Origin of the sequence: Wolbachia endosymbiont (group A) of Beris morrisii, assembly GCF_964028185.1 — a bacterium.
Classification (GTDB): Bacteria; Pseudomonadota; Alphaproteobacteria; order Rickettsiales; family Anaplasmataceae; genus Wolbachia.
In genome coordinates this window covers 948,947-972,766 of sequence record NZ_OZ034760.1, presented here as the reverse complement: position 1 = coordinate 972,766, position 23,820 = coordinate 948,947, and the positions used below count along the sequence as shown (strand labels likewise).

At 35.4% G+C, this 23,820-nt stretch carries 24 protein-coding genes; 11 read left to right on the top strand and 13 right to left on the bottom strand.

Annotation, left to right across the window (positions count from 1 at the left end; genetic code table 11):
• Positions 1-34: 34 nt before the first annotated feature.
• The gene (locus ABWU69_RS05040; protein ID WP_353285028.1) at positions 35-1,567 is read left to right on the top strand and encodes an ankyrin repeat domain-containing protein; all 1,533 of its coding nucleotides are present in this window, start codon (positions 35-37) and stop codon (positions 1,565-1,567) included.
• On the opposite strand, the gene ABWU69_RS05035 is transcribed toward ABWU69_RS05040, so the two are convergent.
• The 6 genes from ABWU69_RS05035 to ABWU69_RS05010 all read right to left on the bottom strand — a co-directional run bounded on the left by ABWU69_RS05035 (position 1,512) and on the right by ABWU69_RS05010 (position 9,102).
• Positions 1,512-2,579, bottom strand: coding sequence for a tyrosine-type recombinase/integrase (locus tag ABWU69_RS05035; RefSeq protein ID WP_353285027.1), 1,068 nt, complete (start codon positions 2,577-2,579; stop codon positions 1,512-1,514). The genes ABWU69_RS05040 and ABWU69_RS05035 overlap by 56 nt on opposite strands.
• Before the next feature lie 2 nt (positions 2,580-2,581).
• Positions 2,582-3,961 (bottom strand): dihydrolipoyl dehydrogenase, encoded by a 1,380-nt coding sequence (gene lpdA / locus ABWU69_RS05030; RefSeq protein WP_353285026.1) that lies wholly within the window; start codon positions 3,959-3,961, stop codon positions 2,582-2,584.
• Positions 3,954-5,063 (bottom strand): PQQ-binding-like beta-propeller repeat protein, encoded by a 1,110-nt coding sequence (locus ABWU69_RS05025; protein WP_353285025.1) that lies wholly within the window; start codon positions 5,061-5,063, stop codon positions 3,954-3,956. The genes lpdA and ABWU69_RS05025 overlap by 8 nt, the downstream gene beginning before the upstream one ends.
• A 300-nt stretch (positions 5,064-5,363) precedes the next feature.
• A complete protein-coding gene (locus ABWU69_RS05020; RefSeq protein ID WP_265035676.1) occupies positions 5,364-6,536 on the bottom strand; it encodes a porin in 1,173 nt (390 codons plus the stop codon).
• Positions 6,537-6,770: 234 nt separating this feature from the next.
• Positions 6,771-7,577 carry a hypothetical protein gene (locus tag ABWU69_RS05015; RefSeq protein WP_341812843.1) on the bottom strand — a complete coding sequence of 269 codons (807 nt, stop codon included), beginning with the start codon at positions 7,575-7,577 and terminating at the stop codon, positions 6,771-6,773.
• Between the two features lie 238 nt (positions 7,578-7,815).
• Entirely contained in the window at positions 7,816-9,102 is a 1,287-nt protein-coding gene (locus ABWU69_RS05010; protein ID WP_265034456.1) for a hypothetical protein, read from the bottom strand.
• Between the two features lie 282 nt (positions 9,103-9,384).
• On the opposite strand from ABWU69_RS05010, the gene ABWU69_RS05005 reads away from it, so the two are divergent.
• The gene (locus ABWU69_RS05005; protein ID WP_265034455.1) at positions 9,385-10,170 is read left to right on the top strand and encodes an enoyl-ACP reductase; all 786 of its coding nucleotides are present in this window, start codon (positions 9,385-9,387) and stop codon (positions 10,168-10,170) included.
• Here the strand turns inward: ABWU69_RS05005 and secD are convergent.
• Complete coding sequence (gene secD / locus ABWU69_RS05000) at positions 10,167-11,675, bottom strand: protein translocase subunit SecD (protein ID WP_353285432.1); 1,509 nt, start codon at positions 11,673-11,675, stop codon at positions 10,167-10,169. The genes ABWU69_RS05005 and secD overlap by 4 nt on opposite strands.
• 559 nt (positions 11,676-12,234) lie before the next feature.
• Here secD and ABWU69_RS04995 point away from each other — a divergent pair.
• Positions 12,235-12,360, top strand: coding sequence for a hypothetical protein (locus ABWU69_RS04995; protein WP_265034454.1), 126 nt, complete (start codon positions 12,235-12,237; stop codon positions 12,358-12,360).
• Between the two features lie 136 nt (positions 12,361-12,496).
• Here the strand turns inward: ABWU69_RS04995 and ABWU69_RS04990 are convergent, their stop codons facing one another.
• A complete protein-coding gene (locus ABWU69_RS04990; RefSeq protein WP_341812845.1) occupies positions 12,497-12,733 on the bottom strand; it encodes a hypothetical protein in 237 nt (78 codons plus the stop codon).
• Here ABWU69_RS04990 and ABWU69_RS04985 point away from each other — a divergent pair.
• Genes ABWU69_RS04985 through murB form a run of 3 tightly spaced genes read left to right on the top strand, consistent with a single transcriptional unit; the run spans position 12,728 to position 14,669 of the window.
• Positions 12,728-12,919 (top strand): hypothetical protein, encoded by a 192-nt coding sequence (locus ABWU69_RS04985; protein ID WP_265034452.1) that lies wholly within the window; start codon positions 12,728-12,730, stop codon positions 12,917-12,919. The two genes, ABWU69_RS04990 and ABWU69_RS04985, sit on opposite strands and share 6 nt — an antisense overlap.
• Positions 12,913-13,791, top strand: a complete 879-nt coding sequence (gene hemC, locus ABWU69_RS04980) for a hydroxymethylbilane synthase (protein ID WP_265035671.1) — start codon at positions 12,913-12,915, stop codon at positions 13,789-13,791. The genes ABWU69_RS04985 and hemC overlap by 7 nt, the downstream gene beginning before the upstream one ends.
• Entirely contained in the window at positions 13,782-14,669 is an 888-nt protein-coding gene (gene murB, locus ABWU69_RS04975) for a UDP-N-acetylmuramate dehydrogenase (RefSeq protein ID WP_265034451.1), read from the top strand. Before hemC ends, murB begins: the two co-directional genes overlap by 10 nt.
• Positions 14,670-15,213: 544 nt before the next feature.
• Here the strand turns inward: murB and ABWU69_RS04970 are convergent.
• Positions 15,214-16,215, bottom strand: a complete 1,002-nt coding sequence (locus ABWU69_RS04970; RefSeq protein ID WP_265034450.1) for a hypothetical protein — start codon at positions 16,213-16,215, stop codon at positions 15,214-15,216.
• 136 nt (positions 16,216-16,351) lie between these two features.
• Here ABWU69_RS04970 and elbB point away from each other — a divergent pair, with 136 nt between their 5' ends.
• Entirely contained in the window at positions 16,352-17,059 is a 708-nt protein-coding gene (gene elbB / locus ABWU69_RS04965; RefSeq protein ID WP_265026419.1) for an isoprenoid biosynthesis glyoxalase ElbB, read from the top strand.
• A gap of 179 nt (positions 17,060-17,238) precedes the next feature.
• Entirely contained in the window at positions 17,239-17,547 is a 309-nt protein-coding gene (locus ABWU69_RS04960) for a hypothetical protein (protein WP_265034449.1), read from the top strand.
• 2 nt (positions 17,548-17,549) lie between these two features.
• On the opposite strand, the gene ABWU69_RS04955 is transcribed toward ABWU69_RS04960, so the two are convergent.
• A complete protein-coding gene (locus tag ABWU69_RS04955) occupies positions 17,550-19,097 on the bottom strand; it encodes a peptidoglycan D,D-transpeptidase FtsI family protein (protein ID WP_265034448.1) in 1,548 nt (515 codons plus the stop codon).
• A gap of 20 nt (positions 19,098-19,117) precedes the next feature.
• Here ABWU69_RS04955 and ispH point away from each other — a divergent pair, with 20 nt between their 5' ends.
• Positions 19,118-20,047, top strand: a complete 930-nt coding sequence (gene ispH, locus ABWU69_RS04950) for a 4-hydroxy-3-methylbut-2-enyl diphosphate reductase (RefSeq protein WP_265035670.1) — start codon at positions 19,118-19,120, stop codon at positions 20,045-20,047.
• A gap of 810 nt (positions 20,048-20,857) precedes the next feature.
• Here the strand turns inward: ispH and ABWU69_RS04945 are convergent.
• The 3 genes from ABWU69_RS04945 to ABWU69_RS04935 form a co-directional block, all read right to left on the bottom strand.
• Complete coding sequence (locus tag ABWU69_RS04945; RefSeq protein ID WP_353285024.1) at positions 20,858-20,980, bottom strand: hypothetical protein; 123 nt, start codon at positions 20,978-20,980, stop codon at positions 20,858-20,860.
• A gap of 332 nt (positions 20,981-21,312) precedes the next feature.
• Positions 21,313-22,290, bottom strand: a complete 978-nt coding sequence (locus tag ABWU69_RS04940; protein ID WP_265026380.1) for a quinone oxidoreductase family protein — start codon at positions 22,288-22,290, stop codon at positions 21,313-21,315.
• 99 nt (positions 22,291-22,389) lie between these two features.
• Positions 22,390-22,704 carry a GIY-YIG nuclease family protein gene (locus ABWU69_RS04935; protein WP_253307275.1) on the bottom strand — a complete coding sequence of 105 codons (315 nt, stop codon included), beginning with the start codon at positions 22,702-22,704 and terminating at the stop codon, positions 22,390-22,392.
• Between the two features lie 108 nt (positions 22,705-22,812).
• Between ABWU69_RS04935 and ABWU69_RS04930 the strand changes: the two genes are divergently transcribed.
• Both ABWU69_RS04930 and ABWU69_RS04925 read left to right on the top strand, forming a co-directional pair.
• The gene (locus tag ABWU69_RS04930; protein ID WP_353285023.1) at positions 22,813-23,406 is read left to right on the top strand and encodes a transposase; all 594 of its coding nucleotides are present in this window, start codon (positions 22,813-22,815) and stop codon (positions 23,404-23,406) included.
• Positions 23,348-23,761, top strand: a complete 414-nt coding sequence (locus ABWU69_RS04925) for a transposase (RefSeq protein WP_353284975.1) — start codon at positions 23,348-23,350, stop codon at positions 23,759-23,761. Before ABWU69_RS04930 ends, ABWU69_RS04925 begins: the two co-directional genes overlap by 59 nt.
• The last annotated feature ends 59 nt before the right edge of the window (positions 23,762-23,820 follow it).

Sequence of the window (23,820 nt, the reverse complement as noted above, 5' to 3'; positions counted from 1 at the left end):
TAATTATGTTAGTAAATTATTAGGTAGGTTTAATATGCTTTATAGAAGGGATAGAACAAGTACTACTGGTTACGGATATAATCAGAGAACTCCAGACCCGCTTGATGAATCAACAAAACAGTTATTTAAGGCTGTTGATGATGAAAACCTAGAAGATTTTAAACAAGCTCTGACAGAAGGTGCGGATGTTAATGCGTTTGATAAAGAAGGCATGACACCTTTGGTGTCCATAGTTACTAATTTGTCTGCAGGCTTTAAAAAAGAATATCAGAATATGATTAGGTTACTTCTACTGCACCAGAGAATAGATGTTAATATTTGTGAAAAAAGTAATGACGATACAGCTTTACACCTAGCAATGTGCTTTCAACAAAAGAAAACGTTACAACTTTTGCTTAGTCACCCAAACATAAACACTAATATAACCAATAAGAAAAATCAAAGTCCTAGTGAGTGTGCTAGGCAAAATCGTGCTGAACATTTGATAATAGAAATACAAAAAGCACGAAAAGGAAGACAATTATTAGATGCTCTTTTTAATGGAAATATTAACCGAGCAAAAACACTGTTGGCTCAAGAGCTTAATCCTAATTGCTGGAGAAGAACCCAAGATGGAAGAATAAAAACACCACTTAGCTTAATTATAAAATCATGTTTACAAGGAATAACACAAGATAACGAAGAAGTATTGACTAAATTTTTAAAACATAAAGACCTAGATTTTAGTCAAATAAAGCCAATACAAGATATAGAGAAAAATCCATGGGTGAAGCAAATAATTGAACAAGCTATTACAGAGCGATTAGCTGATGCTATTAATAGCAAGGATTTAGATGATGTGAAAAAATTAGTAGAAGATAATTGTTTCATAAATCGTGCAATTGTTACTGCTGCATTTGAAAGTATTGAAAGTATTGAACGTATCAGAAATTATCTAAATGAAAAATTCCCTACAAGTGCAGAGCAACCTGTAGCAAATACACATAATGTTCAACCAGAAATAAACGACGAATTCATTGCTAAAGAGTTGCAGCAGCTCGAAAACCTTAGAGATGAACTTGAAAGAACAAAAACTCAACTTGTAGAGAAAGAGCAAGAGCTGGATAAGGTTGTACGTGAAAAAACGAGCGAAACTAGCAAAATTTCACAATTAAAAAGAGATTTAGTACAAGTAAGGCAGGAAAAATCGGCTCAACAAAGTGAATTAAGGGAAGAAAGAGATAGGCTTTCATCAGAAAATAGACTGCTCCGTACTAAAAGTCTGAGTAATAAAAACGAAAAATCCTCGGAGGCAATTTCTCCTGGTAGAAAACAAAGCAACTACGCTTCTGCTTTTTTTGTGTTGTCTGGAGCGTTTGCTGTTGGTGCATGTTTAGCAGTTTTATACGGTTATCCAGTAATAGGTGCTTGTCTTGCAGCAGTTGCACTTGTTCTTCTTTTAGTAGGATATTTTTTATACAAAGGAGATGAAAAAGACATAGGACCTGGTAGTGCCACAGATAATCCTCAAGTTACAAGGGTTTTAACTTCTTCTCCAGGCCCTGCTGAAAATTTTTATACATATTAAAAACATCTTGATAATTGAGGTGAGTGTAAACTTGAGTAGTTTCCAGGCTTGAGTGGCCAAGCAGTTGTTGTATTGATCTTATGTCAATATCTTCCTGAAGCAAATGAGTAGCAAAACTATGGCGAAATGCATGTGGAGATAAAATTTCTGGTAAATTTAACATTCTCCTTATTTTCTGCAAACGATTAGCCACATAAGTTCTTCCCAATTTTTTTCCTCTTACTCCCACAAAAAGATGTTGTGCTTCATCAAGGTAAGGACAGGCTTTTACATATTCTTGTATACATTTTTTTACTACTGGGAGAATGAATACCTGCCTTTGTTTATCTCCCTTACCTGTTACTATTAAACTTTCATTGTTAATATCACTAACCCTAAGGTTCAACGCTTCACTGATTCTTAAGCCTGTACCATATAGCAGGACGATAATCGCAATTTCTCTTTTTACCACCCAAGATTCGCCCAAGTCAGATAGTTTCATTTCTTTCACCAAAGTTTTTGCGTTGCCTCCTGTCATCCCAGTGCTTGACACTGGGATCCATTCTTCTTTTTTTCTGGATTCCAGTGTCATGCACTGGAATGACAAAGAAGAGTGAGCCCCGTGTAAATAGTGGTTATGTAAGAAAAAGTCTACTAAAGTTTTTATATCAGGTATTGATAATGCTTTGGGCAGAGTTCTTCTCTGAATTGGCCTTGATAAGGAAAATACAGCTTCATTGTCTATATTGTGGTTGTTTTTTATGTACTTGAAGAAATTTCTGATTACTGACAATGCACGAGCGTTAGATCTTGCATTCACACCTCTTGCGTAACGAGAGGTAAGCCAACTTCTTAACTCAGGTATACTTAAATTTTTCAGAGTACCAACATTTACTTCTCCGCCAATGTGAGTATTTAGGAAACTTATAAGATCCTTCAAGTCCCTCATGTATGACTCTAAAGTGTTTGGTGAATAAGATCTGTTGCACCTCAGCCACTCATACCATTTTTCAATGATTGAACCGAGGTCCACGATTACTTTTTAAAGAAAGCATCGATGCACGCATCTCGAAAGGCTTCATTTATATCAGGATGAGAGTGACAAATTCTGTATATATCCTCTGCTGCTGCGCCATATGCCATTGCAACCGCTGCTTCGTTGATTAGCGTATCAGCGTATGCTCCTATGATATGCACACCTAGTATTGTATCTGCTCTGCTACAAGTCAGCACTTTCACGAATCCTTCAGCATTATCAGTTATTTTTGCTCTGCCGTTTGCAGCAAATTGACATTTACCAACTTTGTACTTATGGCCAGCATTTTTGAGTTCCTCTTCGGCTTTACCGATCGAAGAAACCGCAGGGTGAGTGTAAATGACAGATGGTATGATTTCATAATCAACGTGAGGTGACTGTCCTGCTATTATCTCTGCAACTGCCACTCCTTCTTCCTCTGCTTTATGAGCAAGCATTGCTCCACCGATCACATCACCAATAGCAAATATTCCTTTTACATTAGTTTCATATCTGTTGTTAACTTGAACGAAACCACGATTATCTTTTTTTATTTTTTCAAGACCCTCAGTGCATGGTTTGCGCCCTGCTGCCACCAATACCTTATCCGCCTCTATAGTGTTTGTTTGATTATCTTTTACAGAGCAAACTTTCACACTCAAAGAGTTGCTACTTTGTTTTATCTCCTCGACTTTAGTGCTAAGTAAAAATTTTATTCCTTGTTTTTGTAGACTAGAAAGTAGAGACTTACTTAATTCTCCATCCATTGCTGCAGCGATTCTATCAAAAAATTCTACTACAGTGACTTCAGACCCTAGCCTGCTCCATACAGAAGACATTTCAAGCCCTATTGCCCCGGCTCCGATTACGACAAGTTTTTTTGGTACTTCAGTTAAAGATAATGCACCAGTAGACGAAATAATGTCTTTCTCATCGATATTAATTCCTGGCAAAGAAATAACGTCAGAACCGGTTGCAATTACTATATTTTTTGTCTTCAGCACCTTACCTTCAGCTAAAACTTCAAGATTACCTTGGTCAAAAGAAGTAATTTTCCCAAGCCCATTGATTTTAGTGATTTTGTGAAGGTTAAACAGATATTCTATACCTTTTCCAAGTTCCTGAACTCTGGCATCCTTATAACCTAGCATTTCTTTTAAATCGAAACTTGCATCCTTAATTTTTATGCCAAGCTTCGACAGATCATTTTTCGTGTGAGCATACTGATAGGAAGAATGAAGTAGTGCTTTGGAGGGTATGCACCCAACCCGCAGGCACGTACCACCAAAAATGCTATTTTTATCTATACAGGCAACTTTCAATCCAAGTTTTGCAGCAGCGATAGCACACTTATAACCGCCTGGACCACCACCTATAACAATCAGGTCATAATCAATCATAAAGAACAAACCTATTTTCTAAAGAATAAACACCATTCTTCTCAGTTGTTACATATATCTTATTGCGAGTAAACACTGGAGTGTGAAACACATTACCAGGTACTTTGACTACCTTTCCTGCACTTTCAGATCCCGGAAAAGCAAACATTGAACCTTTATTGCTTGTCACCCACAGTGTATGGGCATGCATAATTGGAGCAAACAATTGCGTATTTTCTATTAAATTAGATGTCCAGACCGTTTCTCCATTTTTTATATCCAGGCCAATTATTTTATCGTCTTTAGTAACTATAAAAATTCTTCCGCCTTCTTTTTGCTTCTTTGGAGGAATAAGAGGACTGTAATATGATTCAATGTCTGATACACTTTTTACTTGCAGTGACTTTGACCATAAAATATTCCCTGATTTTACGTCAATACCATAAATATAAGAATTGTTTGTAGCTATTAAAGTATCGCCAAGCACTCTCGGTGTAGTAGTTACATCTGTGAGCTGTGTATCCAAAAGGTTTGTAGCCAATTTTTGGCTCCACAATTTTTTACCGTCTTCATTAAAAGCTATTAACTCACCATTTGAAAATGGTGCTATTATTTTATCGTTAGAAATTGCTGGCGATATGGAATACAAACCTCGAACCTCATTGATACCGTTTTGATAAGTCCAAACGAAGCTGCCATCTTTTATATCAAACACGTACAGATAATTATCAATAGTCAATACTACCAATTTATTATTTATTACTGCTGCTTTCCCTCTTACTGGAGCTCTCAATTCTTTTTCCCACTGAATCTCGCCGGTTTTTGCATCTATTGTGTGTAGAACGTTATCCACTATAAAGAAAACGTTTCCTCTGTGACGCAATAGGCTCATGTTACTAATTTTTTTTCTGTGTGAGAGGTGTAATTTCCAATTCATAGCCTTTGAGTTATCAATATCAAAGGAATATAAAGCGCCGTGCTTGTCTGATAAAATAACGCTATCTTCTGTAAGCACTGGAGCTACATACCCTTGAGATAGTTTTTTATCCACTAGACTTATTCGCTCGCTTGCCATTGTGTAACTGCTACACAATAACATTATCATGACAATTATTACTTTCATTACTTATTGAAAACAAGACTTAATTAATATACATCTTAAGAACCTTAATTACAACGGAAATGTTCTTGCTGCATGTTAAAAACGTTGATTTATGAACGAAATATTATATTATTATGTGAGATAATGCATACTTGACCTTACCCAGAAAAAGTGCCAACCTGCCACCTATCCACTCTGAAAAGTGATTATCTTCTCTTGCTTCCAACCAAGCAATACCTAATTCATACCTTCTGGGTAAGGTCATCCGCTACTTGGATGACAGAAAAGAGTGCTGGGATGACAGGAGGCAATGCAACCTCATTAAAAACTTAATTTCAACCCAGCCAAGAGCACATAACCAGAGTTGTTATTTTCTATTGTAGGTTCTTTGGTACTAAATTTTACTATATCGAAATAGTATGAAGTACCTAAAAAAAGAGAATTTTCAAGGCTTAAAGCATATGATGTTAACTCGTTTGTGCCTTTGCCTGCAATATCCCTGCCACTATTGAAATATGTTAAGCTCGATTTGTAAGAATCAGAATGGTAAGCGATACCTGCATTCATATAATACGTATTATTTATTTCAGGATTACGCCTCTCACCAGATTCACCACCATTACCATACGAAAAAATGCAATCAAGATCGAACAATTTTAGCTTCAAACCAAAATTCCAGTTTAGTAATTGATTACGGCATTCATAATTTTTAGAAGTTCCATCTGAGCAATCAGTTAAATTTTCTCTTGCAAATTCACCAGTCAAAGCAGTAGTAAAACCTATATCATCTGACAAGCTGTTTTTATAGGAAAGGCCAGCAGCAATTAAATTGCTGTACTGTAAGTTATTTTTTCCTGGAACATAGCTGAATCCGAGTTGAAAGTTATAGATTTCAGGGGAGATGTAGTTAATTGATGATTGTTTTAACCCTAGTTCGAGTCCATTATAATTACTGTAAATGTTGGGTTTTACCCAAAATACCTTGTCTTTATCATATCCAGGGTCACCATCTTTTTTATGATCACCACGCAAATTTGCATAGTTTGTCCAATGACCATTTACTCCTCCAGCAGCTGTATAAATTTTTGAAGTGTTAATTAACATGCCCTGACTAACTAAACTTCTTTTACCATATTCAATTGATCCAAGTCCCTGATTTTTAATGATGAAATACCCTTCCTCCATGTCTAACTTTTCTATGTCTAACGCTTTTAGGTTTGCAATACCAGAAACTCCTGCCTTAACATTAAACCCCATTTGAGTATTTGGATAAACTTGCTGTAAATAAAGAAAGCGCAAGTATGAATAACTTGAAGTTTTATCCTTAGGCTTAGCATTGAAAGAATCTCTGTTGAAAGCGTAGCCGGATCTCAGATCTACTTTTCCATCTAGTTCTGCATAAAATATTTCCTTATCCAGAATTGTTCTAGAGCTAGCACTATTCTGCAAAAATAATGATGAAAGCAATGCTACCAGGTAGTACCTTAACTTCATAAATAAACTTAAATCTTTATAAAAATTTAAGTTTAAACTCAATATAAATAAAAAACAACTTCACATATATTAACTAAGCTTTCTAGACCCCAGTGTTAGCTACTTGGATAACACCTACAACCTCGTCATTCCGCTACGTGTTAGCGCCGCGGCGGTATGACGTAGGGCTGTGCTAGCTATATCATTAGCTTACATATTTTTTAAAAAGACCAGAAGGCGCCGCTGGTTTTTACGTTAAGCATTAGATTTTTCTGCCCGTTTTTGAGCTATATTCCCATAAATTATTGATACACTTAGTAATTTTCGCTTTAATAACTGCTTATTAATGGCAGAATGTATACGATTAATTATTTTAGATGTACTTTTTACATCGCAGTTAATCAAAACAAAAAGCACTTTATTCTCATCAATATACCCTAGAAAATCATCACTACGGCAATTTTTATAAAAATGTTCTATGACAACTTTCAGTGCATCATTTGTCTCGCTACAGCTACTATTTAAGCCAATTATTCCTATAGCTGCATTAATTTGATGTTGAAAGGCGAAATTCAATATAACGTATAACTCTAGAATAGTGGACTCATTGCCCGGTATATCGAATAAGTCATGGTTTTTATATTTTTTACCCATTAGGTATTCATCTCTAAAGATTCCTAATTTATGGGACAAACTGATATCACGTATTAATAGCTCATAATTTATTTTATTACTGGCAAATTGTGCAGTGCGGAAAACTTTTACTTTTGTCCTGATATCTTCTCCTTTAGCATCAATTAAGGAAAAATCTATCACTTTAGGTAATATATCAAGTAAATCGTGTCCATTTTCGGTATACTCTAAATAATTCTTCACGTTGCCGGCTGCTCTTGTGCTTAAGATATTAATTAATGGCTTGTTAAGCAAATTCTCCTCTTTATATTTTAGCAAATCCCTTGCAACTTGATTGAGCCCCGAAATTAACACGGTTTTTTTCTTATTATCCTGACAAATAGATACCACAGCATCATCTTTCCTTCTTGCAGTTATGAAATCATCCATATTTTCATTTTATATGATACATCTATAAGTATAATAAAATTACATTAAAATTTACTTACTTATTAATATGCTTGATTAGATATAAGTAAAATGTCATATGGGATGGCTTTGTTAGCTGCTTTAGGTGGTAATAAATGGATAGTCAAGCAAAATTACATTTGTAACTTTGCTTGACTTGTCCGTTTTTTTTATGTCTTTATTACAATCATAACCTCTAGCTCTGAGTTATACCCCTTTATTACATTGTATTAGATGGAAGTAGAACAGGACCCAATTTTGCGTTTTGTTGTTCTGAAAGACTCCCTAAAAGATCTGTACCAGGTTTTAGCTGCTCAGCAGAATCAAGATTACTGCTTGGTCCTGAATCTTCCAATTGCACGATAGTGCCGCAAGCTTCTTCGTATGATGGTGGTTGTGCTTCTGAAAGATCTGGGTACAATCCTGGCTGCTTAGGTCCATCGTATGGTGGTGCTGAAGGTTTTTTACCATAATCGCCTACTCCTGTTCCTTCTTGTTCTAATTTCTTCACATCTTCATTAGTTGCTTTCTCTGCACGCTTTGGTCCTTCTATGAAGTCTTGCATTTCCTTTTCAAAACTTTGCTCATAGCGTCTCTTTATTAGATGAGCCACACCTGCTGTTGCGTATAATGCAACGGCGATTGATAACATAATTGGTACTATATAAAAAAGTGTGATGTCAATCATAGGAAATAAGAAGCTAGGTCGTGGTCCATGTTGTACTCCCATACAAAACATGCCAAGACACATTACTGAAATACATGGTATGAAAAAGGCCAGAGACGCAGAAAGTACTAGTGTATTTTTCACATTTCTTACTCTTATAATTTTTTTTGCTCTACTATTAAGACTTGAATATGTTTCCCCAATATCAGTATCACCCTTAACATAAGCTGTTAGTTTTTTTTCCATTATCTCTATAATCCCGTCATTTAGTATAGAGAAATATTTGGATGGATAAGAATTTGATTTTGTTTTACCACCGTTAAGAAGGTTTGTGATGTCCTCTTTATATAACTCGAGTTTTTCGATCTCAGATGAAGCTTTCGTTATTTGTTCGTCTATTTTATCTATAGCAAGTGCTTTAGCCTCTTCACTGTGCATTTCTACATTATTTAAATTAGTTCTATCTTCTTGTAATTTCTTTTGCTTGTCTTGCAGATCTTTTAAATCTTTATCCATTGCACCTTGCAACTTTTGATTTAGTTTATCCAAGTCATCTTTGGCTTCTTGAAGTAAATTTTTATGAGTGAAATATCTTAATAAAATAGGTAGAGTTAAAGGATCTTTTTTATGAGTAAAATACAAAGCATCCAGAGTAACACTATCAGGTATTATTTCTCTTGGCAGAGTTATATTTCTTTTTTCATAATCCTTTGAGATCAGATCTGCTAGGTACTTTTCTTTATCACCATCAACTGACCTAAGAAATTTTTTGTTACTAAATATCTTAGCTAGTGCTTTCGTATCCCAGCCACTAGATTGTTTTATAATATCACTTAGCATTGAAACCTCACTAATTATTTTATGCACATAGCTTAACACTATTTTAATAATGCGTCAAATTAGTGAAAATATTAACTATATTATTTAATTAACAAAGCTTTGATTTTTTTAATAAAAAGCAATCTAAGAAACTGTTATAGATGATTGCTAAAAACTCTCATCGCTGCCTTTTTTTAACAGTGGTATCGCTAATGCTAGACTTTAAGTTACTGCAAAAAATGTTTTAAAACATAATTGACTTTATCTAGTTAATACTCCAAATTATAAAAAACAGATAGTTCTATGACGACAAGTCTATTACAAGGCAAAAAGGGATTAATAACCGGAATAATAAATAAGAGATCGATCGCATACGGTATAGCAAAAACTCTCTCAGAGCACGGGGCAGAACTTGCAATCACCTACCAGAACGAAATAGTAAAAGAAAAATTATTACTGATAGTAGATGAATTAAATGTGAAGCTAATATTACACTGTGATGTTTCAAACGAGGAAATCATAAATAATGCTTTTAAGGAAATAGAGAAGAAGTGGGGTACTCTTGACTTTTTGGTGCATGCAATAGCATTCTCCGATAAAAATGAGTTAAATGGTAAATATGTCAATACTTCACTGAATAACTTTCTCAATGCAATGCATATATCGTGCTATTCTTTCACTGCTTTAGCGCAAAGAGCTGAAAAAATGATGTCAAGTGGTGGTAGTTTACTTACTTTATCTTATTATGGCGCTGAAAAAGTTATGCCAAATTATAACGTTATGGGTTTATGTAAAGCAGCACTTGAAGCAAGTGTAAAATATATAGCATGTGATCTCGGGCCACAAAATATCAGAGTAAATGCAATTTCCGCTGGTCCAATCAGAACTTTAGCATCTTCTGGAATAAGCGATTTTCACTTCATATCAGAATGGAATAGAAATAATTCTCCGCTTAGACGCAATGTTACAATAGAGGATGTTGGCAAGGCAGCGTTATACTTATTAAGCGACTTAAGTAGTGGCACTACTGGAGAAATTTTGCACGTCGATTCAGGATATAACGTTGTGGGAATGAAGGTGGTTGACTAACAAAGCGCTAGTTCCTTCGGGTTCATACACAACTCTATCAGGAGTTTTGTGACTGTGATTGCAGAAAACATCGAACATAAAATTCCTATTGATAAAGTGACAGAAAAGCCTCTAATTGCTCCGCTGCCAATAATGAACATTATTCCTGCAGCAATTAATGTAGTGATATTTGAATCCAGTATTGTCTTTATAGCGTTTTTAAACCCTTCTTCAATAGCACGCACTGTTCTCTTTCCCGATTTAATTTCCTCACGAATTCGCTCAAATATTAAAACATTTGCATCCACCGCCATACCGACAGTGAGTGCAATACCGGCAATTCCAGGTAAAGTTAGAGTTGCTTCAAGCAGAGTGAGAATTGATAATATAAGAATTACATTAGAAAAAAGCGCAATAGAGGCCAATACACCTAATTTGCCGTAAGTGATAATTATAAATAAAGCCACGGCTATAATAGAGATTGTTGCTGCCATTTCCCCTGCCTTTATTGATTCTTCTCCAAGGCTTGGGCCAATGTTTTTTTCTTCAATTATTTTAAGTGGCGCTGGCAGTGCTCCAGATTTTAAAAGTATTGCAAGTTCGCTTGCTTGTTTTTCAGTAAAATTACCGCTAATTTCTCCCTCTCCATTTAAAATTGGCTCACGTATTGTAGGTACTGTTAAAACTGTGTTATCCAGAACAATTGCAAAAGGTTTTCCCACATTTTCTTTAGTGATTTTCGCGAATCTTTTACTCGCTATGCTGTCAAATTTAAAATGCACTGTTGGTTTACCTAAGTGACCAAATCTAACTGATGCATTAATCAGTGCATCACCACCTATTTCAGTTTTGCGGAATATTGGATAAGAATTACCTAAAGAATCCTTGAGCATGACAGTAGTTTCATAATCTATATCCTGCACCTTGGCTATGTTAGTGTTTGCCAAATGAAAAGCTAGCTTAGCAGTTTTGCCAAGCAGAGATTTTATCTGTTCGGTGTCTTCTACTCCAGGCACCTGCACTAATATTTTATTCTGCCCTTGTTTTTGAACGCTGACTTCCTTTGTGCCAAGTTTGTCCAAACGCCGCTGGACATTGTTTATTGATTCTGCAGCTACTTCACTGATCAAAGAATTTTTATAATGGGGTTTATACGAAATGAGAATTGAAGAATCTTTTCTATTTAGCTCTAAATTTGGATTTATCACATTAATCAACACAGATGCTTTTTTATAGTCATCAATATTATTTAAAGTTACAACGCTATTTTGTACGTTAGATTCAATATTTTTTGTTAGCAATGTCTCTTTTATCTCATCAGCTAGCATGCCTAGCTTTTCCTTAAAATAGAAGTCTAAGTCTATGTTTAGAAGCAAAGATGCCCCTCCTTTCAGGTCAAGGCCTAAGTTTATTCTTTTTTTCGAAATAAAAAGCTTATTATCAAAGAAATTTGGCAGTGTTATGTATAAAGCAAATAAACAGATGCATAATACTGAAAAAGATTTGACTATAAGCCTGTTGTACATAAGTTGTAGGTTTAAAATTGCAGTGTAAGTTAAAAATAGATTTTTGTAAAATTCTCTATTGTCCAAATAACCTATCCAAGTAGCTATAGAAACGAAAAAACTTGCTTGACACCCTTCGCCAGCCCCTTTATCATGAAACTGAAGGTATTCAGTTATCTTCATCTGTGCAGATTAAACAGCAAGAAAACAACGTAGTTGGCGTCTTATTTTTAATTTTTTGCACTATGTGCACCTTATGTCTTCACAACATTTCTAGGTTTTTACCTATATAAGCTGAAACGCGCTTATAAGTCGTTTAAGACAGTATAGTACGCCAATTTGCAGGATTAGGGAGTGAACACTAATTACCACGGGGTTTCTTTTGCCTTTTTTTCTGCTTAGTAAATTTCTTAAACATTTAAACAAAGGTGAGTTGCATTTAAAAGCAGCTAAATTGTAGTGTTTAAGACTTAAAAAACGCCAATACTGAAAGTAGACAATGACTAGGGCTTCTTTTGCCTTTTTTTTGCTTGGTAAATTTCTTAAATATTTATAGTTGTAATTTAAGAGCCCGTAAAGGGTGTCATTCCAGTGCTCCTGTGATGTATTCCAGTGCTTGACACTGCTCTCCTTTGTCATCCCAGTGCTCAGACACTGGGATCCAGTTTTCCATATGATTCCATCAAGAACGTTGTATTTTACATAACACTTTTATGCTTACCAACCCAGTGTCCAATCAAAATTCCTGGATCCCAGTGTCAAGCACTGGGATGACACCGAAGGGGCTACTCGGATGACACCCTTTTGGATGGAAACCAGTGTCAGCTACTTTCATAACATCATCATAAAGTAAAATGAGATCCCAGTGTCTGGGCACTGGGATGACACCCTTTTGGATAGAAACCAGTGTCTGGGCACTGGAATGACACCATCATAAGGTGAAACTGGATCCCAGTGTCTGGGCACTGGGATGACAAGAAAGAGGCTACTTGGATGACACCCTGACAATCGTCATCCCGCTGCTTGTTAGCGGGATCTGAGATACCGCGGCGGTATGACGTAGGACTGCTGTCATGCAAGTACTAGAATCCAGTAAGCTTATTTATGCATATAAAAGGTTATTATTTTGTAAAGTCAAAGTTGCTTTTGGTTTTAAGTTAAAGTACAATAAATGCAAAGGCTCATATGATGAATTGTATAGTAAAACTGGATCCCAGTGTCTGGGCACTGGGATGACATCAGACAAACAGTCGTACACATGCTAGTCAAAATAGGTACCAGAGGAAGCAGCCTTGCAGTTGCCCAGGCTTTGGAAGCAAAACAAAAGTTGCTGGACTCTTTTCCTAACTTATCTATTGAAATTGTTAAGATAAAAACTTCTGGAGATAAGTATGCAAACGCAAATCTTGCTGAAATAGGGGGCAAAGGATTATTCATTAAAGAAATTGAGACTGAATTGCTCGAAAATAATATAGATATGGCAGTTCATTCGCTAAAGGATGTGCCTGCGTTTTTCTCAGGGGGTTTAACAATTCCTTGTGTTTTAGAAAGGCTAAGTCCATGCGATGCGTTTATTTCTCATAAATACAATAGCCTTGAGTCTTTGCCACAACAGGCTACTATTGCCACTTCTTCAATAAGAAGAAAAGTTCAGTTACTAAATTTTAGACCAGATTTAAATATAGTACCGTTACGTGGAAATGTAACAACCAGATTGCAAAATCAAAGTTTTGATGGAATAATTTTAGCTGAAGCTGGACTCATAAGATTAGAAAAGCATCACTTAATTACAGAGGTATTGCTACCAAAAGTTATGTTAAGTGCAGTGGGACAGGGAGCGATTTGTATTCAATGTAGGAGGAATGATGTAAAAATTATCGATCTTTTAGAGAAAATTAATAATAATATGTCTTTTATAAGAGTGAAATCAGAGCGCAGTTTTATGAAGACAGTGAATGGTTCATGTTTTACACCACTTGCAGCTTTGGCTGAATATGTGAACGAAAATATGCTACACCTTCGTTGTATGTTGGCAGATGGAAAAAATATATACTTCACTGAGCGCACTTCATTTATAGAAGATGCGGAGAAAATGGGTATGGATGCAGGGTTAGAGTTGAAATCAAAATGCTTATAAGCTTACCTAAAGTACGTGGAATCTATCGTTATGACATCTTAATGTCTAAAGCAACGTGGTTAAATGTCGGTGGACGAGCTGATATATTATTTAAACCACGTGATATTGAAGATTTAACATGCTTGATTAAAAACACTGAGTTGCCAATTAACGTTATCGGTGCAACATCCAACATAATAGTGCGAGATAGTGGCATTCGAGGAATAACAGTAAAATTAGGTAAGGAGTTTGCATATATTAAAAGTAAGGGTAACAACTCTATTGTTGCAGGTGGTGCTGCGCTGCTCAGGAACCTTGCTTACTTTGCAGGAGAGCAACAAATTAGTGGACTCGAGTTTCTAGTTGGAATTCCAGGAACAGTTGGTGGCGGAATAGAAATGAATGCAGGTGCATATGGTAGTGATATCGCAAGTGTTGTACAATCCATAAAAGCAGTGAATCTAGAGGATGGAAACCTATATGAGTTCTCCAGCAAAGAAATGGGGTATTTTTATCGTGGACATGGCCTAAAAGGGAATTGGATTTTTGTTGAAGCTGAGTTTAAAGGAGTAAACTCAGAGTATGAGCTTATATTGCAAAGGTTAAAGGAAATTATCGATAAAAAAAACAAAAGCCAGCCAACGAGAGGAAAAACTGCTGGGTGCATATTCAAAAATCCAAAAAACTATCGAGCATGGGAGTTAATTGATAAATCTGGCTGCCTAGGGTTAAATATTGGTGGAGCTAGAATCTCTAAGAAACATTGTAACTTCTTGCTCAATTACAATAATGCAACTGCATCTGACTTGGAAAACCTTGGCAACAGAGTAAAAGACGCAGTGAAGGATAAATTTAATGTTGAACTTGAGTGGGAGATAAGGGTTTTGGGTAGCTATTAGACAGTTTTTATAGCTTCTGTATATTCGTTCAGGAAACGGCAAATAAGGTAGACAAGTAATCTAAAAAAATAATCATAGAGAAAACGTGAGGTAATGTGGTTAATCTTGTAGAACTTTGCAAGAATCTATAGCTAAAGTGACTTAGGTTCTCTAATTGCACGGGAATGTTTAAAAAACCATACGCGTCAAGTTAAGGGAAAGTAGCATAAGGAAAAAGAAAAGTGGTAAAAATTATTTTAGATATTAAGCAATAAAGCTAGTAATTTATAGACTCTTCTAAAAGAATTATCTTATTTTAGATCAAAATTTCCAAAAAAATAAATGTAACAAACAAGTTTAAATGGTGCTATATTGGGCCTTAACTTGACGCGTATGGTTTATTTAACACTCCCATTTTCTGTGAAAGACAGATATAGAAAAACAAGAGTATCCACCTTAAGTTCATTGAATTTTCTTACCCTTGTTTCTTAACTTGACGCGTATGGTTTATTTAACACTCCCCTTTCTAATAGTAATTTTTGCGTCAAAACGCTCCTCAAATGCATCAACCCGGTCCTGTGATTCCTTCTCCACTAACTCGTTCAGGACTTGGACTATCTACTTGAGAATCTGGCTTCATTTCCTGAGCTTTCTCATTAACTTTTTGTTCTACCTCGTTTATTTCATTGTTACCAATGGCCATAATTGCAGGTTGAAATTCGCTCATAAAATCTACAAGTTTCTCCATGTCTTCCTCATGAGTACTAGTACCCTTGCTCATAAGATTGTTCAAAAGATCAGCATTATCTTCCCCTATTAACTGTCCTATGGCTGCTAGTTGCTCTTGATTCTGAAGCATTTTTATTATTTTTATTTCATTACTAAGCATTGTTCTTTCTCCTTCATCAGCTTCAAGATTCTTTTCCATTAAATTGCTTATTAACTTTTCAAAATTATTTTCTCTTCTTTGAACTTCAGGCAGCCTATCTATTAAATCTTTATATGAACTTTTTACTGCTTTCCCTGCTTCAATCGCGCCTTCTTTTATTTTTTCCCCTGCCTTTCCTATACCTATTCCTACATAACGTGCTCCAATAGCTACAAGTGCTATTAATGTAGCAAGCACAATAAGCGGAGAAAATGCTACTCCTAATACTATTCCAGTAGAAGCTATTCCAATTTTTTTGTTTGCAGATGCTGATTCAAAATAATTGACTAGATCATCCAGCGGACCTTTATTATTATTTATAACATTACCTATTGCTTGATCATTGACATGCTTTAGCGCATCTTCTATTACTTCTAAGTTGGTTTTTTCAAAAGTTGGACTTTTAAGTGCTTCTTCAATGAATTTTATAAATAATTCTTTGTTGACCTCCTTTTGCAAGCCTTGGTCATTAATCGCTAAACCTACATTATTAAAATTCATTTTTTCAACTTGTTCTGATAGGGCTTTAAGTAACTCCTCTTTTCCCTCTGATGGGGATTGTGCGATGCTTTCTATTATATCTGAAACAGCTTTTCTTAGTTCTTGGTAGTCAGTTTCATTATCAAAGAACTCAGCCACATTTTACTCCATTGACTGTAAATATACCTAATTATACATACTAATTATTAATTATATTATAATTGATATAACATACCCCTTTCCAAATATAGAATTTGTATTAAAATATCTAGATTATATGAAATCAAGGTACTTTATGGGTGAAAAAAAATTAAAAGCTGCTGTGGTTTTATCAGGGTGTGGTCACCTTGACGGTGCAGAGGTAAGAGAAGCGGTTTTAAGTCTGCTTGTGCTTGATCAGCAGGATGTGGATGTTAAATGCTTTGCACCTGATATCAATATCACACAAGTTATGAATCATAAAACAAAGGAGGCAGTGAAAGAAAAAAGGAATGTACTTGTAGAAGCAGCAAGAATCGCAAGAGGCGAAATATATGACTTAAAAGAAGCCAAAGCTGAAAATTTTGACATGCTAGTTGTACCTGGTGGATACGGAGTTGCAAAAAATTTATCTGACTTAGCTGAAAATAAAGGCATGGTGACAGTAATGCCTGAATTTGAAAGATTAGTTTCAGAATTCTTTGTTACAAAAAAGCCAATAGGAGCGATATGCATATCTCCAGCTATCATTGTTTCAATTTTAAGTAGTAAGATAGGTAAAGAAGAAAGTAAGGTTAAGGTAACTATAGGAGATGACAAAGAACAGTTGATAGAAAAGCTTGGCGGCGAACACATAAAGTGCGATACAGGGTTATCAATAGAAGACGAAGAGTATAATGTATTTTCTTGTTCTGCTTATATGCGTAGTGACGAAAGTACATACTCTGTATATCAAGGGATAAAGCATATGATTGACAGCATGGTAAAAAAGATTAACAAAAAAACTAAACAGCCATTCCTCTAAGATGTAGTAATTTAGACTTCCTTACACAATTAACTGTTGAATTTTACATTTCTAGCTGTATTATGGTTATATAGCTAAAGTGATCTAGGTTTACTGACGATTACTTGTTAGCGGCGTGGCGTAGGGCTGCACTAGCTATATATATTTAGCTCTTTTTTTATAAACGTAAGGTGTTTTATATGTCAGACCTTTTCTATATTGAAACTACGTGTTGTGTGGACGGTCAGTGTGATATCTATACAGGGGAAGTGAGTTTTAATGATGTCATGTTAGGCAAGTTCAGTCTAAATTCGTGCAGCGGGAAAGAAGCTATGATAAATCTAGACGTTATTACATTCGATATTAATATCGCTATTGATGGTCAAAATGGAAAGACAATAGAAAGAGACCTTAAAGGTCTTGAATTTGTAACTAAAGATGATGGTTCTTGGTATATTAATAAGAATTTTGGTAATGATAGATTTGAAGTTATAGTAAAGCAATCATAATTTTACATCTCAGGTGTAACATTTAGTATAGGTGCTATTCTATTTATAATGTTCTTTACTATAGGCGCAGCAATTATTCCCCCGGTATGGTGTATCCCTTGAGGTTCATCAATAGCAATTAGCACTATATACCTTGGGTCAAGCATGGTTAGCACTCCTATAAATGACGCTATGTTTGCATCTTTGCTATATTTACCATCTACAACTTTTTCCGCCGATCCAGTCTTTCCCCCTATTGAATATGCCTTTATTTTTGCTTTCCTGCCAGTGCCATCTGTTACTGCTGCGCGTAATAATTTTCTCATTTCCCTGGAAGTTCTTCTTGAGATAATTTGCTCTCCTATACTTCTTTTATTCAACATCAAGGTTGCGTTATGAAATATCCCATTGTTGATTAATGCTGCTGCAGTTTGTGCAAGATGTATAGGAGTTACAGCTATGCCATAACCATAAGATGCTGTTATTAAAGTGTTTTCACTCCATTTATCCGGGATTATCGGTGTAGATTTTTCTGGTATTTCTATTTTCAAAGGAGAAAATAGCTTCATAGCTTTAAAGTATTCTACTTGTTTTTCAATACCTAATTTGACTGCAATTTTTGCTGCACCAATGTTGGATGATTTTACAAATATATCTTGCACAGTAATTTTTGGAATTTTAGATTTGTGAAAATCCTGAATTTTATACTTTCCAATGGTGATTGGTGTTGATACGTCATATAAATCGCTAGTTTTTGTAACGTTTGCATCAAGCGCTGCGGCTATTGTAAAGAATTTTAATACCGACCCCATCTCATACACCCCAAGACTGGCGCGATTAAACTTTTGTACGTCTTCTGCCTTATTCTGTAGGTTGGGGTTAAAATCAGGTAGACTGACCATCGAGATGACTTCACTATTTCTCACATTTAAAACAATTCCTACTCCGCCGAGTGCCTGATATCTGCTTACAGCTTTAGTTAGCTCTTCATGCACTATGCTTTGCACTCGTGTATCTAAGGATAGTATTATGGGCTTTTCTTGCTCATTGTTTTTACTTATATATGCCTCAATTCCTGCAATACCATTGCCATCTATGTCAGTGTAACCAAGCACGTGTGAAAATAAATTACTGTGAGGATATATACGTTTTACATCGTTATAGAAGTTTATTCCTGGCACGCCGGCATTTTTTATTGCTAACAGTTCTTTTGGAGTCAAGTGCCGCTTTATCCAAGCAAATTTCTTTTCTGAAGTAAGTATTCTATATAAGTTCTCGTATTCGAGGTCATGCAAAGTAGAACACAGTTGTGCTGCTATACTTTCCGGATTCTTTACTTTGGTTGCATCTGTATATAGTGATGTTGTGGGCACATTTGTTGCTATTACCACTCCATTTCTATCTAAAATATCAGGTTGTTTATGTACTATATTATCTTTTCTAAAATTTTCTGAAGTAGTAGGTTGATCAAATGTTAAAGAGAATATGCGAAAAATAATTATTATATAAAATATAAATAATGGTACTATAAAACACAGTGAGCGGAGCTTATTTTTAAGTAATGCTTGCATATTTACTTGATTTGACAAAAATGGAAATCATCTTAGCTGAGCCGCGAGGTTTTTGTGCCGGGGTAAAAAGAGCTGTGGACATATTAGCTATTACTTTAGAAAAATACAAAAACAAGTGCCAAGTTTATGTGCTACACGAAATTGTTCACAATAAATATATAGTAGAGGACTTTAAGAAACAAGGAGTGGTTTTTGTGAACAGTATCGAGGAAATTGAAGATAATGGAGGAATACTGATCTTCAGCGCGCACGGAGTGTCAAAAAATATAGAAGATGAGGCAAAAAGAAAGGGTATTCAAGTGATTGATGCAACATGTCCTTTAGTCAGCAAAGTGCATAAAGAGGCAAAAAGGTATGAAAACAGTGGTAAAGAATTAATTCTCATTGGGCATGAAAACCATCCAGAAGTTAAGGGAATTAGAGGAAGAGTAAATAATCCTATCATTTTAGTGCAAACTGTGCAGGACGTACGCAATTTAAAAGTTAAAGATCCAGATAATTTGTCTTATGTTACACAAACTACGTTAAGCATCGACGATACCCGTGACATTATTGCTGCCCTGAAATTAAGGTTTCCAGGCATAACAGGTCCAGATTTAAAGGACATATGCTATGCAACGCAAAACAGACAAAATGCTGTTAAAAAGCTAGCTGAAATTGTAGACATGGTATTAGTTGTAGGAAGTAAAAATAGCTCAAATTCAAATCGCTTATTAGATCTATGCACTGCCAGAGGAAAAAGAGCCTACTTGATTGATAATTACAGCTGTGTGAATAAAAGCTGGTTTCAGGGCGTAGAAAAGATAGGAATCACTGCAGGTGCTTCCGCTCCTGACATATTAGTTGATGAATTAATAGACTACCTAAAAGTAAACCTGAGTGTAAAAATTTCAGTTATGCAAGGTGGTATTATTGAAAATGTTCAGTTTAAAATACCGAATTTGGTTTAAAACACAACTTATCTACTAAGCTTCTCTTGAAATCACACAAATCAGCATCTATAGCTAAGACGTCATACCGCGATTCATTAGACTTCTTGCATAACCTTATAACAAACTTTTATTGGGAATAGAAACGAAAAAACTTACTTGACAAACTCCGCCAGCCCCCTTATTATAGTATTAAGGGTATTTATGACTCAAAACTTGTTTTTGACCTGCAGGCTCAATGACAAAATTCAGTAAAAAACTCAGGGTATTTTTTGGCGGATTACATAAAATTATAGTGGCTGCATGTCTTTTAAAATTTTTCTACATTCAGCCAAATCGCGCTTATTTTAAGCGTTAGCACATTATTACAGCGCCAATTTAAAGTATTAGAGGGTCAAAACTCGCACCACGGGGCTTCTTTTGCCTTTTTTTCTGCTTAGTAAATTTCTTAAACATTTAAACTAAGGTGAGTTGCATTTAAAAGCAGCTAAATTGCAGTGTTTAAGACTTAAAAAACGCCAATACTGAAAATAGACAGTGACCAGGGTTTCTTTTGCCTTTTTTTTCGTTTGGTAAATTTCTTAAATATTTATAGCTAAACGACAATCGTCATCCCGCTGCTTGTTAGCGGGATCTAGAGATACCGTCACGGTATGACGAGGGAGAACAGTTAGCGGCTGAGATACCGCGAATGAATCGCGGTATGACGTAGGACTGCTGTCATTCCAGTACTCCTTTTTTTGTCATCCCAGTGCTTGACACTGGGATCCAGTTTTCCATATAATCTCATCGAAAACGTTGTATTTTAACGTAAAACATCTATTTTTATGCTTACCAACTTAATAAAATTCCTGGATCCCAGTGTCTGGGCACTGGGATGACACCATTCTTTTTTCTGGATTCCAGACTGGAATGACACCGTCTTGGATGGAAACCAGTGTCAGCTACTTTCATGACACCATCATAAGGTGAAACTGGATCCCAGTGTCTGGGCACTGGGATGACAAGAAGAGGGCACTGGGATGACAGGAGAAGGGGCTACTGCCGTCATAAAGGAACCAGTGTCAGCTACTCGGATGATACCTTTTTCTACTTAATTTGGGTTATGCAAGAAGTCTATTCGCGGTATCTCAGCATAGATTCCGCTAACACGTAGCGGGATGACGGTTGTCGGTAAGCCTAAGTCAGTTTAGCTATATGCTTTTAATTCCCCCAAAAGGAGAATTAAATATATGAGATTCTAGTTGATATAATTTAATGAATGGTTAGTTTAAATTACTAATTACTTAAGAAATTTTGATAATATTTAATCCACTCGCTTTTCTATTTTCCATATCGCGATGGGCTTGAATTATTTCATCAAATTTATATTTTTTATTGATCCGTACAGTTAAAAGTTTTTTTCTTATCATCTCGAAGATTTCCATTGTGGTAAGCACTAATGTGAATCTATCATGCTTATAATGGTATATTGAGGTTCCAGTTGCAAATAACGAACGTGAACTAAGTAAAGAAAAACTAATAGGAGCGTTACCTGATATCTGCCCATAGGAAACGTATATGCCGAACCTGCCTAAAGATTCAAAAGAGAGCTTGCTTGTAGCGTAACCTATGGGGTCATACACTGCACCTACTCCTCTGTTTTGCGTAATCTCCATAATTTTAGAAACGAAGTCTTTATCATTGTAGTTTATTGCGTATGTACAGCCACTTTGTAAAGCTGTCTTCATTTTTTCATCAGAGCTTACAGAGCCTATCACTACACCTTTTTTATCCTTTGCCCATTGGCATATTATTTGTCCTAAACCACCATTAGCCCCATGAACTAGCACGAAAGCACCAGGCCTAATTTTATAAGATTGATTAACTAAATAGTGAGCTGTCATACCTTTAAACAGCACTGCAGCAGCAACTTCATCAGATATGTCATCTGGAATTTTTATCAGATATTTCTGGTGTATAACGCGCTTTTCACAATATGCCCCTGGAGGAGCTGTGCAATATCCAACTCTATCTCCAACCTTCAATCCATCACTGATTTTTTTACCAAGCTTTTCAATAACTCCCACTGCTTCTACCCCAAGCACTGATGGTAAATTTTTAATTTTGCGCGTACCTTTTCTGTGCTCTAAATCATAACGATTTAAGCCAATAGTTGTGTGACGTACTAAAACTTCCTCGCCTTTTGGCTCACCTATATTCTTATCTACAAATTCTAATACTTCTGGTCCCCCAGTTTTTTTAATTTGTATAGCTCTAACCATGATGAATGTAAGATAAAAACTTTGATTATGTTATCTAATAATTAATATTTTGCAAAGTCATTGTTTCCACAATCAATAGACTTCTTGCGTTACCTCCTGTCATTCCAGCGCGTGACGCTGGAATCCAGATACGATTTCGTCATATAAATCTTTCCATTCTTGATTTGTTTTTTCAATTAAGTTTATTTTCCATTTTCTCTGCCAGCTTTTTAGAAGCTTTTCTTTACTAATTGCTAAATTTATGTCTTGAAACTCCTCAAAGTAGACTAATTTACTAACATTGTACTTTGACGTGAAACCGGAAATGGCTTTGCTTTTATGCTCCCAAATTCGTTTAATTAAATTTGATGTTATACCTATATACAGGGTTCCATTTCGTTCACTTGCAAGTATATAAACATAATAACTTTTCATATATAGTAACCTGGATCCCAGTGGGCTTTGTTGCATAGCAACCGAAAAAATCTGGTGGCTACTGACAAAATTCATTATAAATAACCATTTAACTGTTGAAGAAAAAATATGCCACAGAAAATGAAAGTCAGTAACCAAAACGAATATAACAAATTCCTTGAAAAAAGGGGAAATATTTTTCGTTACATCGATGAAGCTATCGAAAATTGGTATGAAAATAGTCCAAAAATGCAGGGCGGCAACTATATTTACAGTGATAAAGTCGTAATTTTGGTGCATATAATTGTCAATCTTTTTAGAATTGGTTTAAGACAAACGGTGGGGTTTATAAAAGGATATCTGCAACAAATAGGAAAAAATTTGGCAGTTATCAGCTATTCACAAGCATCAAGAAGGTTTAAAAAACTTGATATTAAGATAAATGATTGCAGGGTTGATAAAAGCAACATGGAAAATATTGAAATTATCATAGATAGCACAAGTATCAGCATTTACAGTAACACTCCTGGCCACAGTAAGGAAAACAGTGCAGATAGAAAGTACCGAAGCTACGAGCAAGTAAGAAAGTTACATGTTATGTTAAGTGTGAATAGTAAAAAAGCTATAGCTGCAAGATACAGTAATGGCGTCTACTCTGACCACTATGGAGCTTGCGATTTGCTTGAAGAAGTTAATTTTCAGCACAAAATTATATGCAGATAGGGCATACGATAGGCACAAACTTTATAAATTGTGTAAGAAATACGATATAAAGACAAAAGTTCTACCAAAAAAGGATGCAGCAGAACATTCAAAAATAGATTATATGTCTGACAGAAATGCTGCTATTAGGTTAATAAAATTATATGGACAAGATGGTGTAAAAGAGTGGAAAAAGGAAGCAATTTATGGAAAGAGATCTTACATAGAAGGATTTTTCTCAAGGTTGAAGCAAGTATTTGGATTTAGCTTTAGGAATAAATCTGAAGTAAATCGTGAAAAAGAATTACTAATTAAGTGCTATTTGCTCAACAAATTCACTGATATTGGTATGGCTAAATTTGAAATCATTACATAAATTTGTCGTAAACCATCACTGCTTAAGGTGCTATGCAACAAAGCCATCCCAGTGTCAAG

Bases quoted from the DNA above. Each gene is read 5' to 3' on its own strand.
- ABWU69_RS05040 (WP_353285028.1), top strand. From the start codon at position 35: ATGCTTTATAGAAGGGATAGAACAAGTACTACTGGTTACGGATATAAT.
- lpdA (WP_353285026.1), bottom strand. From the start codon at position 3,961: ATGATTGATTATGACCTGATTGTTATAGGTGGTGGTCCAGGCGGTTAT.
- ABWU69_RS05025 (WP_353285025.1), bottom strand. From the start codon at position 5,063: ATGAAAGTAATAATTGTCATGATAATGTTATTGTGTAGCAGTTACACA.
- ABWU69_RS05020 (WP_265035676.1), bottom strand. From the start codon at position 6,536: ATGAAGTTAAGGTACTACCTGGTAGCATTGCTTTCATCATTATTTTTG.
- ABWU69_RS05015 (WP_341812843.1), bottom strand. From the start codon at position 7,577: ATGGATGATTTCATAACTGCAAGAAGGAAAGATGATGCTGTGGTATCT.
- ABWU69_RS05010 (WP_265034456.1), bottom strand. From the start codon at position 9,102: ATGCTAAGTGATATTATAAAACAATCTAGTGGCTGGGATACGAAAGCA.
- ABWU69_RS05005 (WP_265034455.1), top strand. From the start codon at position 9,385: ATGACGACAAGTCTATTACAAGGCAAAAAGGGATTAATAACCGGAATA.
- secD (WP_353285432.1), bottom strand. From the start codon at position 11,675: ATGTACAACAGGCTTATAGTCAAATCTTTTTCAGTATTATGCATCTGT.
- ABWU69_RS04985 (WP_265034452.1), top strand. From the start codon at position 12,728: ATGCAAGTACTAGAATCCAGTAAGCTTATTTATGCATATAAAAGGTTA.
- hemC (WP_265035671.1), top strand. From the start codon at position 12,913: ATGCTAGTCAAAATAGGTACCAGAGGAAGCAGCCTTGCAGTTGCCCAG.
- murB (WP_265034451.1), top strand. From the start codon at position 13,782: ATGCTTATAAGCTTACCTAAAGTACGTGGAATCTATCGTTATGACATC.
- elbB (WP_265026419.1), top strand. From the start codon at position 16,352: ATGGGTGAAAAAAAATTAAAAGCTGCTGTGGTTTTATCAGGGTGTGGT.
- ABWU69_RS04960 (WP_265034449.1), top strand. From the start codon at position 17,239: ATGTCAGACCTTTTCTATATTGAAACTACGTGTTGTGTGGACGGTCAG.
- ABWU69_RS04955 (WP_265034448.1), bottom strand. From the start codon at position 19,097: ATGCAAGCATTACTTAAAAATAAGCTCCGCTCACTGTGTTTTATAGTA.
- ispH (WP_265035670.1), top strand. From the start codon at position 19,118: ATGGAAATCATCTTAGCTGAGCCGCGAGGTTTTTGTGCCGGGGTAAAA.
- ABWU69_RS04945 (WP_353285024.1), bottom strand. From the start codon at position 20,980: ATGAAAGTAGCTGACACTGGTTTCCATCCAAGACGGTGTCATTCCAGT.
- ABWU69_RS04940 (WP_265026380.1), bottom strand. From the start codon at position 22,290: ATGGTTAGAGCTATACAAATTAAAAAAACTGGGGGACCAGAAGTATTA.
- ABWU69_RS04935 (WP_253307275.1), bottom strand. From the start codon at position 22,704: ATGAAAAGTTATTATGTTTATATACTTGCAAGTGAACGAAATGGAACC.
- ABWU69_RS04930 (WP_353285023.1), top strand. From the start codon at position 22,813: ATGCCACAGAAAATGAAAGTCAGTAACCAAAACGAATATAACAAATTC.
- ABWU69_RS04925 (WP_353284975.1), top strand. From the start codon at position 23,348: ATGGAGCTTGCGATTTGCTTGAAGAAGTTAATTTTCAGCACAAAATTA.